Source organism: Tyzzerella sp. An114, from assembly GCF_002161055.1.
Lineage (GTDB): Bacteria > Bacillota > Clostridia > Lachnospirales > Anaerotignaceae > Fimicola > Fimicola cottocaccae.
In genome coordinates this window covers 1-1,880 of the sequence record NZ_NFLT01000051.1, presented here as the reverse complement: position 1 = coordinate 1,880, position 1,880 = coordinate 1, and the positions used below count along the sequence as shown (strand labels likewise).

2 protein-coding genes are annotated in these 1,880 nt (G+C 22.7%); both read right to left on the bottom strand.

Annotated features, from left to right (window positions below; genetic code table 11):
- Positions 1-671: 671 nt before the first annotated feature.
- Positions 672-1,247 carry a hypothetical protein gene (locus B5E58_RS13145; protein WP_088110087.1) on the bottom strand — a complete coding sequence of 192 codons (576 nt, stop codon included), beginning with the start codon at positions 1,245-1,247 and terminating at the stop codon, positions 672-674.
- On the bottom strand, positions 1,234-1,880 hold a 647-nt coding region (locus B5E58_RS13140), incomplete at its 5' end, for an AAA family ATPase (RefSeq protein ID WP_158097777.1). The genes B5E58_RS13145 and B5E58_RS13140, both read right to left, overlap by 14 nt.

Below are 1,880 nucleotides of genomic sequence, written 5' to 3'. Positions count from 1 at the left end.
TATAAGTATTCCTCAACCACATCCTTATTCTGAAAGCATATCTCAATTTTACTATCAGTTATAGCAATCACATTCCTTATTAGTCTTCTTACAAGAGTATTATCATATTCTGACATATAGATATTAGCACTATCCATAAACTCCTTACTCTATAAAGGAATTCTCTTGATATAATTCCTTTATGACTATTTTCAGTGTAGTATTGGTTAACTTTGATATTATTAGTTCTACTTTCTTTTGTAAGGAAATCTACTATATATGCATGTATTTTGTGGATAAGGTATTATCTATGTATTTTTCATTACTTAAAATTCTTATTACAAAGGCTATACTCCTTTACCTTGTATAGTCTTATATTCCTTTTCCTTCAGTCTTTTCTATATTATTACAACTACTACTTTTTCCATAAATTCAACGAATATAAATTTTATAATCTCTACTTCTTCAAAGCTGATTTCAACTTGATCATTTTTATTCCTTATTATATGCTAAAAAACTATTTACAAGAGTTTCTATTGTTTTATATTTTCTTTTTTCTTAAAATAATTAATTTAAACAAAAAAACTTTAATATATATTTTAATCTATTACAAATCTTTCTTTTTTCATCAATAAAACAGCGAAGTATTTATATTAACACTTCGCCTGAAAACTTAATTTATAAAAATTACATTATAATCCAATAGATTTTAAATATTCTTCAAATTCTTTTTCTGTTAAAGTATATACTTTTTTAAAACAATAATTTTCAAAATCCTTCAATCCAAAAGCAACATAGTTATCACCAGAATAAGAAGTTATTGTCTTTGCTATTGTATTAAAAGAAGTTGGTGTAGTTATATTTTTTCTTTTATCTTCTTGAATAGAATCTTTATTTTTACTTTCATTATATACAAGTATATATTCAACATTTTTACGCATATAACTAATACCTATATTTAATATATCTGTAAAAATAAGCGTACTATCATATATTTTTCTTCTTACATTAAAAGGCTTTACACTACCATTTTTAAATTCTATAAATACAAATTTATCTTCTGCTAATTTTAATAAGGCATCATTAGATTTTGGAATTTCTGTTAATTTAAGATTTTCAATATAATCATCTTTTACCCCATCAAAATCTATAACAGGTATATCATACTCTGTCATATAAGTATTATTATCTTTATCAAAAGATGTTTCTTTTAGTGTGGATATATTATTTTTAAAAACCTTAATATTTTTAATATCATTTGTGTTCATCTTGCCACCTCTCATCTTCCATTCTCTGCAACGGACGTGACAATTTTTCATATATTTTCTCTATATCATCTGTAACATCGAAAATATTAGCAATATCACCTTTATTTTCCGATAAATAATATTTACACTTATCTGCAACATTATGTTTTGAAGAATAAACTTGAATAGCTCTTAAAAAATATGGACTATGTGTATTTAAAAGTATATGCATATTAAATTCTTTATGAATTAACACTATAATTTCAGCAAATAATAATTGCCATTCTGGATGTAAATGTATCTCAGGTTCATCAAGAATAATAGTTCCATTATTTACTAAAATACCATTTAAAAGAAGCATTTTTAAGATAACAAACGTTTTTAAACCTGTAGACAAATTCTTCAAATCTATATATTTATCTGTATTTATTTTTTTATAAGCAAAATCAGAACCCAATGGATTACTATTATTTTTTATAATATCACCATCACAGACTAAATTTATTTTTTCATAAATTTGATCCAATCTGTTATTAACTACAATTTCATCAATAATGTTAATAGAATTTTTAAATTTAATACTATTTAATTTTTCTTTTAAATTTATTTGATGATTTGTATTATAATAATCTCTAAAAATCATATCATCTATAT